Raw genomic sequence first — 16,045 nt, forward strand, 5'->3', positions numbered from 1 at the left:
GGGGAGAGTCTAGGTGACCGGGAGATCCGAACCGCGGCCGGAACGGGTCAGTCCAGCACCGATCTCCACCAGGTGACTGACCACCGTCCTGACGGCCAGACGCTCATGACGGTCGGATCGGCTGAGCGCCATGATGCTGCGCTCCGCGCGGACCCCCACGAGGGGCCGGAGCGTCACCCCGGGAGCTGGTCGCGTGGTGAACCGAGGCAGCAGGGCGATCCCCGCCCCGGCCGCCACCAGGGACTCCACGAGGTGGTTGTCCCGGAGCCGGAGCACTCGGTGGACCGACCGGCCGGTGAGCTGCTCGATGGCCACTGGGATCGAGTCGAAGGGGTATCCCTCCGGCACACCGATCCAGTCATGATCCACGAGGTCGCGCGGGGTGAGCTGGGACTTCGAGGTGAGCGGATGATGCCGCGGCAGCACCACATCGATGGGCTCCCGCGCGAGCAGCGTGGCGGTGAGGCCGTGAGCGCCCCCGGGCGCCTCGCCGGTCAGACTGTGACTGATGACGATGTCGGCGTCCAGAACCTGGGCGGCGAAGTCAGCCTCGGCGATGTCAAAGTCGTCGACGGTGAGGGTGATCGCCGTGCCCCCCAGCCGGCCCAGCAGAGCCGGCAGCAGCGCCTGGCCGGCGCTGGGCAGGGTGCCCACTCGAACGCTGCCCCGAGGTTCCCCGGTGCTGGCGTCGAGTCGCGCCTGCAGGCGCGCCAGATCCCCGGCGATCTCCTCCGCGCCCTCGGCGAGCAGCTGACCGGCCGAGGTCAGCCGCAGCCCCCGCGACGCGGGCTCTACGAGCCTCACGCCGAGCTCGCGCTCAGCGGTCCTGAGCTGCTGGGACAGCGCGGAGGGGGTCCGGTGCGTGGCCCGAGCCACAGCGGCCAGGGTTCCTCTGGAGGAGATCTCACGCAGCAGCTCGAGATGGCGAATTTCCATGTAGGTAACCTACACCGTCGCTGCATTTATATTCAGTAGACCTGAAGGTCCGTGCGGTGCAGGATGGCTCCATGCCCATGCGCCACACTCTCCTCGCCCTGCTCGTCGCCCTGCTGTGGGGGATCAACTTCCTCGCCATCCGGCTCTCCCTGGATCAGTTCCCCCCGCTGTTCCTGGTGGGCCTGCGATTCCTCCTGCTGGCACTGCCGGCGCTGCTCTTCGTCCCCTGGCCCAAGGTGCCGGTGAAGCATCTTCTGGGCTACGGGCTGGGATTCGGGACGCTGCAGTTCTTCGGCCTGTACCTGGGCATGGCGGCGGGCTTCCCGACGGGCCTCGCCTCCCTGGTGCTGCAGGCCTCGGCGCCGTTCACGGTCCTTCTGGGCGCCCTGCTGCTGAAGGAGCAGATCACCGCGCGTCGCGCGATCGGAGTAGGGGTGGCCGTGGCCGGTCTGGCCCTGGTCGGCCTCTCCCGCGGCAGTGTGGACGGCTGGACGCCGTTTCTGCTGGTGCTGCTGGGGGCCTTCGGCTGGGCGCTGGGCAACCTGGCATCGCGCAAGGCGCAGACCGACAAGCCGATGGCACTGGTGATGTGGATGGCCGTGGTGCCGCCGGTGCCGATGTTCGCCGTCGCATTCCTGGTCGAGGGACCGGAGGAGATCTGGACCTCGCTCAGCTCGTCGCTGAGCGCAGCGGCCCTGCCTGCATGGGCCGGACTCGCCTACACCGTGGTGGTGGGAACTGTGCTGGGCTCCGGCATCTGGGTCTGGCTGATGCGCAGGCACCCGGCCGGCGTCGTCGCGCCCTTCTCCATGCTTGTGCCGGTGGTGGGAATCCTGACCGCGTGGCTCGTCCTGGGCGAGGTGCCCACCTGGCTGGAACTGGGCGGCGGAGTGCTGGTGGTCGGTGGCGTGATCTTCGCATCCCGACGCGGCGCTCCGTCACCGACGACGACAGGCCCCGCTCCCAGTGTGGGGGCGGAGCCTGTGGTCACCAGCGGTGCGGGACGGTGATCACCGTCCCACGTGCGGGCCTCCGGGCTGTGCCGGACCGACGGTGGGAAGGTCACCGGTGCGCACCCGGTACTGCTCCACGATGGGCGGCTGGTCGGCGTGATCGACGTCGGGGGCATTCTCAGGCTGGGTGCCCTCGTGATAGTCCGGGGCGACCACGGCCTCCTGCAGCGATTCGTCCGTCTCCTCCATGCGACGCTCGTACTCCTCGGGGGGAAGCGTCTTGAGCCAGCGGCGTGTGCGCAGGAATCCGATCTCGCCGGCGTCCTCACGCATGGCGCGGGAGAGGTTGTACATCATGAAGTAGCCCAGGATGAAGAAGGGCAGTCCCAGGACCAGTGCGACGTTCTGCAGGGCGGCCAGCCCGCCCTCACCGGTGGCGGTGAGCAGGATGGCAGCGATCGTGCCGATGGCGATCGTCCAGAAGGCCCGCTGGTGCAGCGGGGCCTTGCCCTCATAGCCGTTGCACATGTCATCCAGGACCAGCGAGCAGGAGTCCATGGAGGTGACGAAGAAGACGCCCACCAGCATGATCGCGATTGATGAGGTCAGCGTGGCCAGCGGGAACTCGTTGAGGAAGGCGAAGAGCGCGCCCTCCACACCGTCGTCCAGCACGGTGTCCACCAGACCGCCGTCCCCGTTGAGCTCGATGTCGAAGACGCCTGCACCCCAGATGCCGAACCAGATGATGGTGAACAGGGTCGGCAGTCCCAGCACGCCGGCGACGAACTGCCGCACCGAGCGGCCCCGCGAGATGCGGGCGATGAAGATGCCGACGAAGGGGGCCCAGGCCACGGTCCAGGCCCAGTAGAAGATGGTCCAGCCGTTCTGCCAGCCCGTGTCCGCCAGCGTGTCGTTCCAGAACGCAAGCTCCGGAAGCATCGAGACGTAGACGCCGGTCCATTCGATCATGCCGCGCAGCATGAAGACGGTGGGACCGGTGATCAGCACGAAGAGCAGCAGCGCGATAGCGGTCCAGATGTTGAAGTTGGAGAGCCGCTTGATGCCCTTGTCCACGCCGAGCACTGCTGAGATCGTCGCGATCACGGTGACCACTGCGATGATCATGATGAAGTTCCACGCGGAGTCGCTGATCCCGAGCAGATTGGCGAGACCTGCATGGATCTGCAGCGTGCCCAGTCCGATGGAGACGGCCACACCGAAGATCGTGCCCACGATGGCCAGGATGTCGATGCCCTTGCCGATGGGACCGTGGATCTTGTCACCCAGCATGGGCTGGAAGATGGAGGACACCCGCGGGGGGAGGTTCCTCTTGTAGATGAAGTACGCGAAGGCCAGCCCCGGCAGCGCGAAGATCGTCCAGGTGTGCAGTCCGAAGTGATAGAGGGTGAAGCCCATCGCCTCATTGGCCGCCTCCATGGAGCGCGGCTCCACGCCCAGCTGACCTTCTCGCGGAGGGTTCGCGAAGTGGTTGGCGGGCTCCGCCACAGCCCAGAACATCAGGATGGTGCCGATGCCGGCGGCGAAGAGCATGCCGAACCAGGCGATGTCGGAATGTTCGGGCTCGTCGCCGTCCGCGCCCAGCTTGATCCGGCCGAAGCGACCCGAGGCCTTATAGATCAGGAAGATCAGGAAGATGGTCACACCGGAGATGTAGAACCAGCCGAGGTTGTCGTAGATCCACCCGGAGCCGGCCCCGAAGAACTCCCCCATCCCCGTGGGCATGAGCAGGGTCAGGACGACGAACCCGATGACGATGGCAGCGGATCCGAAGAAGAGGATCGGGCTGGTTCTCAACCTGAAGAAATCGTGGAGGCGGAGCAGCATCATTGCCTTTCATAGTGTCTGGCTGAGGCCCGACCGGCGGGATGATCGTCACTACGTTATGGAATTTTGGCAAGCATTGCACCCGCTGAACAGGCTGAACAAGTGATTCCTCGGCGATTCGAGAGATTTTTTCGCGCAATGACCCTCACCCGCGGTGCTGATCCCATTCGAGTAACGATTCCGCTCAGCGCCGTCGCGCAGGACCCCCGAGGCTCAGGAAAGTTCGACGACGCCCATCATCTAAGCTGATTTCATGTCATTTCCCCCGGGGCAGACCCCCGATGTTCAGCCTTCACGCCTTTCCCAGGAGTTCGACTTCGCGGCGCTGAGTCCGCCGCCTGAGGCTGTGGACCTCCTGCTCCTCGACACGGCCGCAGCATGGTGGGAGCAGGGACACCCCCGCGACGGCGTGCTGATCCTGGACGACCGGTCCGGCGCGCTGACGCTGCCGATCCTGGATTCCCTGATCTCCTCGGCGGGGCGTCCCGGCGCCGCCTGTGCGGCGGTGGAGGATGCTGTCTCCGCAGTGCGGGTCCTCCAGGACGAGCTGGGCGCCGAGCTGGGGCTCCAGCGAAACGCACGACGCTACGAGCTTCCGGCGCCTGTGCCCCAGGAGCTGCCCAGCCTCACCGAGGTGGAGCCTGCGGCGTTCTCCGGTGTGCACACGGTGCTGATGCATCTGCCCCGATCACTCGAGACGCTGGCGGACTGGGCGTGGCTCATCCGCGAGCATGCCGCCTCCGACGTCGTGGTGCTGGCCGCGGGCCGGGACAAGCACATGAACCATTCGATGAACCAGGTGCTGGAGAAGCACTTCACCGATGTCTCCGCCGGCCGTGGCCGCTCCAAGTCCCGGATCCTCACCGCACGGACTCCGCGCACCGAGGTGCCGGCGGTCGAGCCCCGGACCCAGACGCACCAGATCAGCGTGCCCGGAGCGGCCCCCACGGAATTGACGCTGTGCAGCATGGGAGCCACCTATGGGGGCACGAAGCTGGATCCCGGCACGCGGCTGATGCTGCAGACGGCGGAGGCCCAGGCCGGGTTTCCCGGCGCGGCCGAGGCCGTGGACTTTGGATCGGGGAACGGCACGGTCAGTGCCTTCCTCGCGCTGCGCCACCCTGAGCTGCGCGTGATCGCCACCGACCATTCAGCCTCGGCCGTGCAGTCCACGAGGCTCACAGCTGCGGCCAACGGCGTGGCGGATCGGGTCACGACCCTGCGTGATGACGCGCTCTCGCGCTTCGCCGATTCCTCGGCGCAGCTGATCCTGCTCAATCCGCCCTTCCATCAGGGCAATGCGGTGGATCCGGCGGCGGCGAACCGGCTCATTCGGGCGGCCGCCAGGGTCCTCGCACCAGGGGGGCGGCTGTACTGCGTGTTCAACTCACATCTGAAGCACCGCGCGGTGCTGACCCGCGAGGTGGGCCCGACCGAGCAGCTCGCCCGGGACTCCCGCTTCACGGTGACCGTGTCCACCGCGTCCTGAGCGCCCCTGCGGGACGCTTCCCAGGGAGGCGTCCACGCGGCAGGCATTCCCGCGGCAGGCGTTCCCGCGGCGGGCACAGAGACAAGAAGGGCCGGCTCCACCATCAGGTGGAGCCGGCCCTTCTTGTGTCACTCAGGCAGGATCAGTGATGACACCGATCCGGCGGCGAGGATCAGCCGTTTCCGGTGAGCTTCTCGCGCAGCGCAGCCAGCGCCTCGTCGGAGGCCAGCGTGCCGGCATCCTCAGAAGAGGTGTTCTGCGAGGAGGAGTAGTTCGACGGAGCCGGCTCAGACTTGCTGGAGCTGCTGCTCGAGCTGGAAGAGCTGGAGCTGGAACCGACAGTCGCCTGTGCGGCGGCTTCGGCGTCGGCCTCGACAGCGGCGACGACCTGCTTCTTGTGCGCCTCCCAACGCTCCTGGGCCTTGGCGTACTGGGCCTCCCAGACGGAGCGCTGCTCGTCGTAGCCTTCCATCCACTCGTTGGTCTCCGGATCGAAGCCCTCGGGGTAGAGGTAGTTGCCGGCGTCGTCGTACTGAGCATCCATGCCGTAGACGGCCGGATCGAACTCGGCGCCTTCGGGATCGACGCCCTCGTTGGCCTGCTTCAGCGAGAGGCTGATGCGGCGGCGCTCGAGATCGATGTCGATGACCTTGACGAAGAGCTCGTCGCCCACGGAGACGACCTGCTCGGCGAGATCAACGTGGCGCACTGCCAGCTCGGAGATGTGCACGAGGCCCTCGATGCCGTCCTCCACGCGGACGAATGCGCCGAAGGGCACCAGCTTGGTGACCTTGCCGGGGACGACCTGGCCCAGCGCATGAGTGCGGGCGAAGGTCTGCCATGGGTCTTCCTGGGTGGCCTTCAGGGACAGGGAGACGCGTTCGCGATCCATGTCCACCTCGAGGACCTCCACGGTGACTTCCTGGCCGACCTCGACAACCTCGTTCGGGTGATCGATGTGCTTCCAGGAGAGCTCCGAGACGTGCACCAGACCGTCGACGCCGCCGAGGTCCACGAACGCACCGAAGTTGACGATCGAGGAGACGGTGCCCGTGCGGACCTGGCCGCGCTCGAGCTTGTTGAGGAAGGAGGAGCGGACCTCGGACTGGGTCTGCTCGAGCCATGCACGGCGGGACAGGACCACGTTGTTGCGGTTCTTGTCCAGCTCGATGATCTTGGCCTCGATCTCCTGACCGATGTAGGGAGCAAGGTCCCGCACCCGGCGCATCTCCACCAGCGATGCGGGCAGGAAGCCGCGCAGTCCGATGTCGAGGATGAGGCCGCCCTTGACGACCTCGATGACGGTGCCGGAGACGACGCCGTCCTCTTCCTTGATGCGCTCGATGTCACCCCAGGCGCGCTCGTACTGAGCCCGCTTCTTGGAGAGGATCAGGCGGCCTTCTTTGTCCTCCTTGGTGAGGACCAGAGCCTCCACCAGATCGCCGACGGCGACGACTTCGTCCGGGTTCACATCGTGCTTGATGGACAGCTCGCGGGACGGGATGACGCCTTCGGTCTTGTACCCGATGTCGAGGAGGACCTCGTCGCGGTCGACCTTGACGATGGTGCCCTCCACGAGGTCTCCGTCGTTGAAGTACTTCATAGTCGCATCTACTGCGGCGAGGAACTCTTCTGCGGTGCCGATGTCATTGACGGCGACCTGTGGGGCAGTGGTAGTGGTGGTCATGTAGTAGGGGCTCCGATATGGATCGTGTGCTGGCGTGGTCAGTGCACGGCTGTGGCCGCGCAGAGCGACGTTCTGGTGCACGGAGCAGAAGACAGATGAACAGGGTGGACTCGTCGGGTCCCGATTCCGGCACGGAGGCCGAAGAGCGGACTTTCGAGCTTTGCCTGCATCAGATGTCGGAGACGACTCTGTGCGCAGAACACGCCCGGTCAGTTTATACCGGCAATCCAATGTGAATCAACCGAGAGTGCTGCGTGAGGACTTGCTCAGAAATGTGTCGCGCAGAAGGGTGGCGTTGCCAGGTCCATGATCCGGGAGATCCTGTCCACATCGGCCGCGGTGGTGGTCCCGAGCCGGCCGGCGGCGTGCAGCGTGCGCACTGAGACGTCGCCCAGGTAGAGGGAGCCGAGGGTCTCCACGCTGACCTGAAGCGTCGGGATGTCCTGCGCTGTTCCTGCTGCAGCCGGGCCGCCGCCCGAGCCGGCCGATCCTGGACCGTCAGCGCCCGGGCTGACGGTGGCGGCGCCGTCGTCGACTCTCACGCTGAAGCTGCCGCCGGTGATGCCCAGCGCGTCCTCCAGCTCCAGGCGGAACGCGCCGTCGCCGGCCCAGGCGCGGGCCTGCAGTGCTGTGACCACGTCGAGGATGCGCACCCAGAGCACGTCGCTGAGCTTCTGCACCTGGTAGCTGCGCGGGTTGACCAGTGCGGACTGCAGCGGGTCGCTGAGTGGCGCGGTGCCCACCGTGGCGCGGCGGACCAGATCAAGTCCGGCGATGTAGCCCCAGAGCGCGAGGTGGCTCTGATCATCGGCGGCGATCAGGTCATAGATCCGGATGGTGCCCGGCGTGGTCTCCCATCCCTCGTGCCTGTAGGTGACGTAGCCGCCGATGCTGCCGTCCTCGCGGACATGCACGGCCGCGCGCAGCTTCCGGTTCCAGGCGCTGTTGTCCTCGGGGTTCATCCGCGCGGTGCTGATCAGCTGGTAGGTCTTCTGGCGGCCGATCGAGCCGCGCGTGCGGGCGTGGAACCCGGCGAAGCTGGAGTCGATGACGTCATCGAGCTTGACCGGGTCTGCGGAGATGACACGACCGCCGGGCCTGCTGCGCAGCGCGAAGCCCTGACCGTTGCCCTCCCCCAGGTCCACGCGGACGCTGGCCTCGCGGGTGGCGCAGCCGAAGCCGAACCGACCGTAGATGCCGCCCTCGGAGACGGTCAGCGCGGCCACGGCCATGCCGTCAGCCACGGCGCGGGAGAGCGCGGAGGTCATCAGGTGCTTGAGGATGCCGCGGCGCCGGAAGCTCGCGTTGACGGTGACTTCGGTGATCAGCCGCGCGGGCAGCGGTCCGGCCGGTCCGCCGGCGTTGAGCGTCTTGTCATAGTCGACGAAGGTGCCCACCGGATGGGCCGGATCAAAGCCGACCTCGCCCAGCGCGGCACCCCAGTACTGCTCCGCGGCGGCGTCACGATCCACGTAGACGCCGGTGAGGATCTGCTCATCCTTGACCAGCGCCTGGCCCAGACGGTTGATCTGCTCGTCCGAGAGCCAGGGATCGTAGAAGCCCTGCTGCGCGGTGCGCGCGAACGCAGCCGTCTGCGCGTCGACGGTCTTGCCGCCGGGGTCCATGGCGGCGGGGAAGGACTCGCTGCGGAGTCCGGCTGCAAGCGGGGCGATCTCAGGCTGCTGGGGTGAGTGTTGGTCTGCCACGAACCACCACATTATCGTTCCGGTGAGACGGGGGCCAGATGGCGCGGCGGGACGTCCTCGAGAGGTTCTCAGCGGCCCGTCAGGGCATGTGCAGGAACGGCGCTTCCGGCAAGCAGCTCCGGCACGAGCGGGAACGGAGAATACGGGGGCCGTGCCGGGAGACCGCACTGCTCAGGCTGAGCCGTCATCCGCAGCAGCGACTGCCCCTGACCGCTCGCGAGCTTTCCCAGGCGCCGCAGCCCGGCCCACATGGTTGCCTGGTTGGCGGTGATGATGGGCTTCCCCAGTTCAGCCTCCAGCGGTGCGATGAGGTCGTACGTAGCAAGATTGGTGCAGCTGACCACGATGGCCTCGGCGTCGGGCCTGTCGGCCTGCCGGATCAGCTCCGCGGTCTGCGCGTAGGGGACCTCCCAGATGCGCCTGTCGAGCCCGAGCTCAGTGCTGCCGGCCACGGTGACGCCGTGCTCGTTGAGGAACGATTCCAGCAGGAGCGACAATGACGGAAGATACGGCGTCGCAGTGGAGACACGCCTGATCCCGAGGGCGACCAGAGCCTCGACGATCGCGCCGGATGCGGTCACCGCGTCACGTGCGCCGACGTCCGTCATCGCGCGAACGAGCTCTTCCTGTCCTGCCCGACCACGCACGAAGCTCCCGGACGTGCAGGCGTAGGCGACCACGTCCGCGCGCCCGGCTGTGACACCGCGCACGCCATCGGTGACGATTCTCGCCTGCGCAACCTCCCGCGCGAACTCCACGGTGACGACGTCGTCCAAGAACGGCGTCCGGGTCACCAACAGGTCGACGTCGGCCGGGAGCCAGCGCCACAGCTCTGCATCAAGCTCCATGTCGAACGGCATGACGACGCCGAGCGCCGCGCGGGACGGCGGGCCGGACAGCAGGCCCTGGGCTTCCGGTGTCATGTTCACTCCTCTGGATCACGTGGTGCTGAGACGGCGGATACGACAGTCCTCAGAGGTGCGCCATGGCACCTGAACCGCACTGAGTCTGGTGGAGATTCTGACTATAGGGGCTCCCACCCGCCCGAAGGTTTCGATCAGGTGAACACGGCCCGGGATCCTGCAGCAGGGGTCCAGCCTGCAGCGGGGCTCAGACGGGTCGGCACGTCGGTCAGGTCAGTCACTCACTCCCAGGCGTCTCGGCGCGGGCGAAGCTCAGCGTCTCCCCACGGGCGCCGCCCATCCAGACGTCCTGGCACGCGGCGGCAAGCTCGCTGAGTCCGTCCTCGATCGTGGCGAAGACATTCCCCGGAACCCACCCGACGTCACCATTGACCAGCAGGTTGTTGCGTCCGTAGAACACCGCCAGATCGATCAGCAGCCGGTTCTCAGCGGTCCCCGCGGAGGCGTCGTACCCGTAGGCGGGGTTGTCGAGCACGCCCTCGAACGTGAAATAGCACAGGTCCCCCGGAATCGGCGTGATCGTCTGATTCTCGGGGCCGGGCTCCTCGGCGGCGAAGGCGGGGACGAGTGCGTAGATCTCGTTGCGCGCGAACTTGCCGTGGAACACCTGGCCGGACTGGGGCAGAGCCTGCCAGACGGCCTCGGCGGTGCGCGGGGCCTCGTCGTCGAGCAGGCGTGCCCTCGCGGTGACGCCGCGCTTCTCCAGGGTGATGGTGAGGTACCGGGCCATCAGTCGTCTCCATTCGGCGGATTGCAGGCACCACGGAACGGCGCCCTATGATTGTCTACAATCTACCTGTAGATTTCTGCGGAGACTGACAACGCCACGAGAGGGGCCGCTATCGCCATGCACACCCCCATGCACACCCTCGCCATCCTCTACCCCGGATACAGCGCGGAGGACGAGTTCCCCGCCCTCGAGCAGCTCATTCCGAACACCTCTTTCCGGGTGATCCATACCTGGGAGGGCAGCACCGAGCACGATGTCGACGCGCTGCTGGCCCTGGGATCCCAGAAGAACCTGGTGCCGGCCGCAGAGAAGGCCCGCGAGCTCTCCCCCGGCGCGGCGATGTGGGCATGCACCTCGGGAAGCTTCGTCTATGGCCGGGATGGCTGCCGGGAGCAGGCCGGATGGATCGAGCAGGCCGCCGGCGTCCCGTCCTCCTCCACCTCGCTGGCCTTCGCCGAGGCGGTGCACCACCTGGGACTGAGCAGGGTCGCGGTGGCCGCGACCTATCCCGAGGACGTCGCCTCACACTTCGTGCAGTTCCTCGAACAGGACGGGATCACGGTGACCGCGCTGTCCACCTACGACGTGCCCAGCGGTGAGGACGCGGGCATGTTGGACGCCGAGTGGGTGCTCGAGACCGCCCGCGCCGCCGATCTGGCCGACGCTCAGTGCCTCCTGATTCCGGACACTGCACTGCACACGATCGCCGTGCTGCCCCGCCTCGAAGAGGCCCGGGGCGTGCCCGTGCTCACGGCCAACCAGGTCACTGCCTGGCTGGGGCTCCGGCTGGCCGGCCACCCTGCTCGCGTCGAGGGGCTCGGGGCCCTGTTCAGCCGCTGAGCAGGCGCACGCCTGTGTCACTGCGCGGCCACTGTCACTGCGCGGGCCAATCTCACTGCGCGGCCTATCTCAGTGCGCGGCCTATCTCAGTGCGCGGCCTCGTGCCAGGAGGAGCCCACGCCCACATGGACGTCCAGCGGGACGTCGAGCTCGGCGGCGGCGCCCATGTGGACGGTCACCAGCCTCTCCAAGGCCTCGCGCTCCCCCTTCGCCACCTCGAAGATGAGCTCATCGTGGACCTGCAGCAGCAGCCGGGATTCCAGCCCCTCGGCCCGCAGCGCGGAGTCCACGCCGATCATCGCCTGTTTGATGATGTCCGCCGCGGAGCCCTGGATCGGCGCGTTGAGCGCGGCACGTTCGGCCATCTGGCGCAGCTGCCGGTTCTCGCTGCTCAGGTCCGGCAGGTAGCGGCGCCGTCCGAAGAGGGTGGAGGTGAACCCGTCCTGCTTGGCCTGGGTGACCACCTCGCGCAGGTAGTCCCGGACTCCGCCGAAGCGTTCGAAGTATTCGTTCATCAGGTTCCGGGCCTCGTCCACCCCGATGCCGAGCTGTTTGGACAGCCCGAAGCTGGAGAGCCCGTAGGCGAGTCCGTAGCTCATCGCTTTGACCTTGGAGCGCTGCTCGGGCGTGATCTCCGACGCCTCGACCCCGAAGACCCGGGAGCCGACGAAGTTGTGCAGGTCCTCCCCGGCGCGGAAGGCCTCGATCAGCGCCTGGTCCCCGGAGAGGTGCGCCATGATGCGCATCTCGATCTGTGAGTAGTCCGCGGTGAGCAGGGTCTCGTAGCCGGAGCCGACCACGAACGCGTCGCGGATCTTCCGTCCGGCCGCGGTGCGGACCGGGATGTTCTGCAGGTTCGGGTGCAGCGAGGAGAGCCGACCGGTCGCGGCCACGGTCTGCGCATAGGTGGTGTGGATCCGCCCGTCGCCGGTGACGGCCTCCATCAGTCCGGTGACGGTCTGGCGCAGCTTGGTCGAGTCCCGGTGATTCATCAGGTGGATCAGGAAGTCGTTCTGGGTCTTGATCAGCAGCGCCTGCAGGGTCTCCACATCGGTGGAGTAGCCGGTCTTGTTCTTCTTCACCCCGGCGGTGGGCAGCTCGAGCTCCTCGAAGAGCACGGTCTGCAGCTGCTTGGGCGAGCCCAGCTTCACCTCATGCCCGACCACCGCGTAGGCGTCCTGCGCGGAGGCTTCGATGGCGGCGGCGAACTCGGCGTCCAGCGAGTCCAGCTTCTCCGGGCTCACGGCGATGCCGGTGAGCTCCATCTGCAGCAGGATCTCGGCCAGCGGGATCTCCATCTCGCGCAGCAGCTTCTCCCCGTTGCGTTCGACCAGCTGCTCGCCCAGCGCCTGGGAGAGCTGGTGCAGCAGCATCCCGTGCAGGGCGGCGGCATCCAGGTCCTCGGCGGTGACACCCGGCAACAGGTCCTGGGAGGAGAACAGGTCCGGTCCCTGCGGACCGGACGCCTCGGCGTCGTCGTCGCTGTGGCCGCCGAGATAGGAGGCCGGATCGGTGGAGGAGCCCAGGTACTGGGTGACCAGCTCGGTGAAGGCGAAGTTCCGCCGGTCCGGCTGGATCAGGTACCCGGAGATCAAGGTGTCCTCCACGGCGCCGCGCAGGCGCAGCCCGCGCCAGGCCAGCCGTTTGCCGGCGTCCTTGATGTCATGGACCAGCTTCGGCGCTGCCGGATCCTGCAGCCATTCGGCCAGCACCGCGTCTGCGGCGGCGTCGAGGGAGGTCAGCGAGAGCGCCAGCGCCGGGATGCCGGTGGGCTCGGACGCAGCAGCGTCATCCTCGGCATCATCTTCGGCGTCAGCAGCAGCCTCAGCGGCACCCTCCACGTCCCCTGAGGCCGAGGGCACCAGGACGACGGCGAGCGCCTCGGCAGTCCGAGCGGCTTCGTCCCGCTTGGGCTTGGTGGTCAGCGATTCGCCGGCTCGGTCCAGGCAGACGGCGATCGCCATCGGCGCTCCGGCGTGGGCCTTCAGGAACGCGGTGAGCTCCTCGGCCTGCTCGGTCACGGTGACTGCGGGCAGCGCGTCGGTGGGAGTCGGCGGGACCACGGTCTCGGGGAAGCGGGCGGCGAAGGTCTCATAGAGGCGTTCACGGATCTGGTTGAACTGCAGCGCGTCGAAGAGCGGGTCCAGCACCTCGCGGTCAGGGACCTGCAGCTCGGAGTCCTCCAGGGCCACGGGCAGATCCAGGTCGCGCAGCAGCAGGTTCAGCTCCAGGTTGCGCTCCACGTCCGCGAGCGCCTCGCGCAGGTTCTCCCCCGCCTTGCCACTGATGCGCTCGGCGTTCTCGATGATCCCGCGGGTCGAGCCGTACTCGGCGATCCACTTCGCAGCCGTCTTGGGTCCGACCTTGGGCACACCGGGCAGGTTGTCCGCGGACTCCCCCACCAGTGCGGCGAGGTCCGGGTACTTCAGCGGCGGGACCAGATACTTCTCCTCCACGCCGGCGGGATCGAGCATCGCGACCTTGGACAGTCCGGAGGTGGGGTACATCAGGGTGGTCCGCTCGGTGACCAGCTGCAGCGTATCGCGGTCTCCGGAGACGATCAGGGTCTCCCAGCCGGCGGCGTCGGCCTGCGTGGCGTAGGTCGCGACGATGTCGTCGGCCTCGTAGCCCTCCAGGGTCACCGTGGCGATGTTCATCCCCTCAGCGACCTGTCTGATCAGGTCGATCTGCCCGCCGAACTCCTCGGGGGTCTTCGCGCGGCCTCCCTTGTACTCGGTGTAGGAGGTGTGCCTGAACGTGGGAGTGTCGAGGTCGAAGGCGAGGATCACGTGGGTGGGAAGCTCCTCGCGGATCAGCTTGAGCAGCATGTTCGTGAAGCCATGCACCGCGTTGGTGTATTGGCCGGAGTCCGTCAGGAAGCTCTCGGTGGGCAGGGCGTAGAAGGCCCTGAACGCCATGGAGTGACCGTCGATGACCAGGAGTTTATTGGGACTTGTTGACACGCTCCCCAGCCTATCGCGACCCCCGCGCTCACCCCAGACCTCTCACCAGAGCCATCGCTGGACCTGGGAGCGGACCTGAGACGCGTCCATCGTGGTGCGGCTCTCATCCACCTGCTCACCAGCATCTAAGCTGGAGCCCATGACTTCTCAGCATGATGCGCTCAACCACGCCTCCCACAGCTCTGCCCCGGCTGCGCCCACCCCGTTCCCCGACGAGGAGGAGCGCCTCGCACGGATGGAGGCCGCCGGCATTCCCAAGGAGTATCAGCAGTGGACCGGCCCGCATGGGGTCACCCCGCTGGGCGTGAAGATGGGGCTGCGGTACGTGGAGATGCACCCGGACAAGATGGTGGCCACTCTTCCGGTGGCGGGCAACGAGCAGAACATGGGACTTTTCCACGGCGGCGCACATATGGTGCTGGCCGAGACCCTGGGCTCGATCGCCGCGATCCTGCACGCGCGGGTCAACCTGGGTGTGGACAATGCGGTGGTGGGCACCGAGCTCGGCGCCACCCACCACCGCTCGGTCACCGCAGGCATGGTCACAGCCACCTGCACCCCGATCAACCTGGGACGACAGCTGACCAGCCACCAGATCGTGATGACCGACGACGCCGGCCGCCGCCTCTCGACCGCCCGGATGACCAACATGATCCTGCCCAACCGCAACTGAGCGGCGCCTCCAGCTCGGCATGCGCAGCGCCGTGCTCAGCCCTGCCGTCTGCTCAGTCCTGCCGTCTGATCAGCCCTGCCGCCTCATCAGCCCTGTCGTCTGGTCAGGGCCGGTCGCGGCAGAGCAGCACGTCCAGGGCGCTCTCGATCGCCTCGGCGTGCTTCTCGGCGGTGTAGCGGTCCCGGACGACGGCGAGGCTCGCCTCCCCCAGCTGATCCAGCTGCTTGGGCGCCGCCAGGAGCTCGGCGAGGACTCTGCGCAGCGAGTCGACGTCGCCGGTCTGGTAGTAGCGCCCGGTGACGCCCTCGACCACGGCCTCGATCTCGGGGCTTGAATCGGGGTTGCCGTCCTCGGCGAGCACCGGCACCCCGAAGCTCATCGCCTGAATGACGTTCAGCCCGGCCCCGCCCACGGAGACCGCGAGATCGGCGCGGGCGTAGAGTCCCCGCAGCCGGTCATGCTCATAGACGGCACCGAGGAACTCCGCGTCGACCCCGTGGTCGGTGAAGACCTGCTCGAGCCGGGGACGTTCGGCGCCCTCGCCCACGATGAGCGCCTTTGGCCGCGTGTGGGCAGGCATGCCGCCGAGCGCTTCGGCGAGCAGGTCCAGGCGATGGCGAGCGGTGAGTCGGGAGCTGTAGATGATCGTGGCAGGCGACGCGGCGTCGTCGTCGGTGACGCCCGAACGGTGGAGGTCAGCGGCGGCGGAAGCATCGCGGGCCGAGCCGATCATCGCTTCCGGGTAGATGCTGTTGTAGATGACCTGGATCTTCTCGGCCGGGACCCCGTAGGAGGCGCCGAGCTCCTTGGCGCGGTCGCCGTAGACCAGCAGCCCGTCGGTCAGCCGGTAGAAGGCCAGCCGAACCCGGCGTTTGACGCCGTCCTCGGGGCGCTTCCAGCCGTGGCCCCACATGATCAGCGTGCGTCCGCGCAGCGCCGCGACCCCAGAGGCCACCCAGGCTGAGACCGTGGGGATCCGTCCGGCGATGACGTAGGCGTCATGGTCCCCGCGCCAGATCTCGCGGACCTGTCCGTGCTCCCACCAGAACTGCCGGACTGCGGAGAATCCCAGCGGCCTGACCTGAGCCAGGACCTCGTCAGCGGCGGAGCGGATCGCATCCGCACGGGGCGCTTCTGAGTTCCTGAACCGTCCGACCAGGTCGAAGTCGTAGCGCGTGGACTCCAGGAGTCTGCGCAGCAGCGGCTCGCGATAGTGCGCCACCGTGGGCTGGACCACGAAGTACACCCGGGGACGCGCCATGGCTTCCTCTCAGTGTCGAGCTCACTAGGGGCAGATGCA

Annotated in this window: 12 protein-coding genes; 4 read left to right on the forward strand and 8 right to left on the reverse strand. The window is 67.5% G+C overall.

Translation table 11 applies throughout. From position 1 onward, the window contains the following. Window positions 1-9: 9 nt before the first annotated feature. Window positions 10-936: a LysR family transcriptional regulator gene (locus H4W27_RS06440; protein WP_192595201.1), complete on the reverse strand. Its 927-nt coding sequence runs from the start codon at window positions 934-936 to the stop codon at window positions 10-12. Between the two features lie 71 nt (window positions 937-1,007). On the opposite strand from H4W27_RS06440, the gene H4W27_RS06445 reads away from it, so the two are divergent. After that, window positions 1,008-1,946: an EamA family transporter gene (locus H4W27_RS06445; RefSeq protein ID WP_192595202.1), complete on the forward strand. Its 939-nt coding sequence runs from the start codon at window positions 1,008-1,010 to the stop codon at window positions 1,944-1,946. Here H4W27_RS06445 and H4W27_RS06450 read toward each other — a convergent pair whose 3' ends face one another. Further along, window positions 1,947-3,734, reverse strand: coding sequence for a BCCT family transporter (locus H4W27_RS06450; protein ID WP_192596471.1), 1,788 nt, complete (start codon window positions 3,732-3,734; stop codon window positions 1,947-1,949). Between the two features lie 253 nt (window positions 3,735-3,987). On the opposite strand from H4W27_RS06450, the gene H4W27_RS06455 reads away from it, so the two are divergent. After that, window positions 3,988-5,223 (forward strand): class I SAM-dependent methyltransferase, encoded by a 1,236-nt coding sequence (locus H4W27_RS06455; RefSeq protein WP_192595203.1) that lies wholly within the window; start codon window positions 3,988-3,990, stop codon window positions 5,221-5,223. Between the two features lie 172 nt (window positions 5,224-5,395). Here the strand turns inward: H4W27_RS06455 and rpsA are convergent, their stop codons facing one another. The 4 genes from rpsA to H4W27_RS06475 all read right to left on the reverse strand — a co-directional run bounded on the left by rpsA (window position 5,396) and on the right by H4W27_RS06475 (window position 10,269). After that, complete coding sequence (rpsA, locus tag H4W27_RS06460; protein WP_192595204.1) at window positions 5,396-6,910, reverse strand: 30S ribosomal protein S1; 1,515 nt, start codon at window positions 6,908-6,910, stop codon at window positions 5,396-5,398. A 266-nt stretch (window positions 6,911-7,176) separates the two neighbouring features. Beyond that, entirely contained in the window at window positions 7,177-8,616 is a 1,440-nt protein-coding gene (locus tag H4W27_RS06465) for a GNAT family N-acetyltransferase (RefSeq protein ID WP_192595205.1), read from the reverse strand. Window positions 8,617-8,684: 68 nt separating this feature from the next. Continuing rightward, window positions 8,685-9,539, reverse strand: coding sequence for a maleate cis-trans isomerase family protein (locus H4W27_RS06470; RefSeq protein WP_192595206.1), 855 nt, complete (start codon window positions 9,537-9,539; stop codon window positions 8,685-8,687). A gap of 217 nt (window positions 9,540-9,756) precedes the next feature. Then, a complete protein-coding gene (locus H4W27_RS06475; protein WP_192595207.1) occupies window positions 9,757-10,269 on the reverse strand; it encodes a DUF3830 family protein in 513 nt (170 codons plus the stop codon). A gap of 117 nt (window positions 10,270-10,386) precedes the next feature. On the opposite strand from H4W27_RS06475, the gene H4W27_RS06480 reads away from it, so the two are divergent. Continuing rightward, window positions 10,387-11,109 carry a maleate cis-trans isomerase family protein gene (locus H4W27_RS06480; protein ID WP_225939026.1) on the forward strand — a complete coding sequence of 241 codons (723 nt, stop codon included), beginning with the start codon at window positions 10,387-10,389 and terminating at the stop codon, window positions 11,107-11,109. Between the two features lie 86 nt (window positions 11,110-11,195). Here H4W27_RS06480 and polA read toward each other — a convergent pair whose 3' ends face one another. Next, window positions 11,196-14,072, reverse strand: a complete 2,877-nt coding sequence (gene polA / locus H4W27_RS06485; protein WP_318782201.1) for a DNA polymerase I — start codon at window positions 14,070-14,072, stop codon at window positions 11,196-11,198. 139 nt (window positions 14,073-14,211) lie between these two features. Between polA and H4W27_RS06490 the strand changes: the two genes are divergently transcribed. Further along, window positions 14,212-14,745, forward strand: coding sequence for a hotdog fold thioesterase (locus H4W27_RS06490; protein ID WP_192595208.1), 534 nt, complete (start codon window positions 14,212-14,214; stop codon window positions 14,743-14,745). Between the two features lie 103 nt (window positions 14,746-14,848). Here H4W27_RS06490 and H4W27_RS06495 read toward each other — a convergent pair whose 3' ends face one another. Continuing rightward, window positions 14,849-16,006, reverse strand: coding sequence for a glycosyltransferase family 4 protein (locus H4W27_RS06495; protein WP_192595209.1), 1,158 nt, complete (start codon window positions 16,004-16,006; stop codon window positions 14,849-14,851). Window positions 16,007-16,045 lie beyond the last annotated feature (39 nt).

The sequence above is a fragment of the Nesterenkonia lutea genome, assembly GCF_014873955.1.
Lineage (GTDB): Bacteria > Actinomycetota > Actinomycetes > Actinomycetales > Micrococcaceae > Nesterenkonia > Nesterenkonia lutea.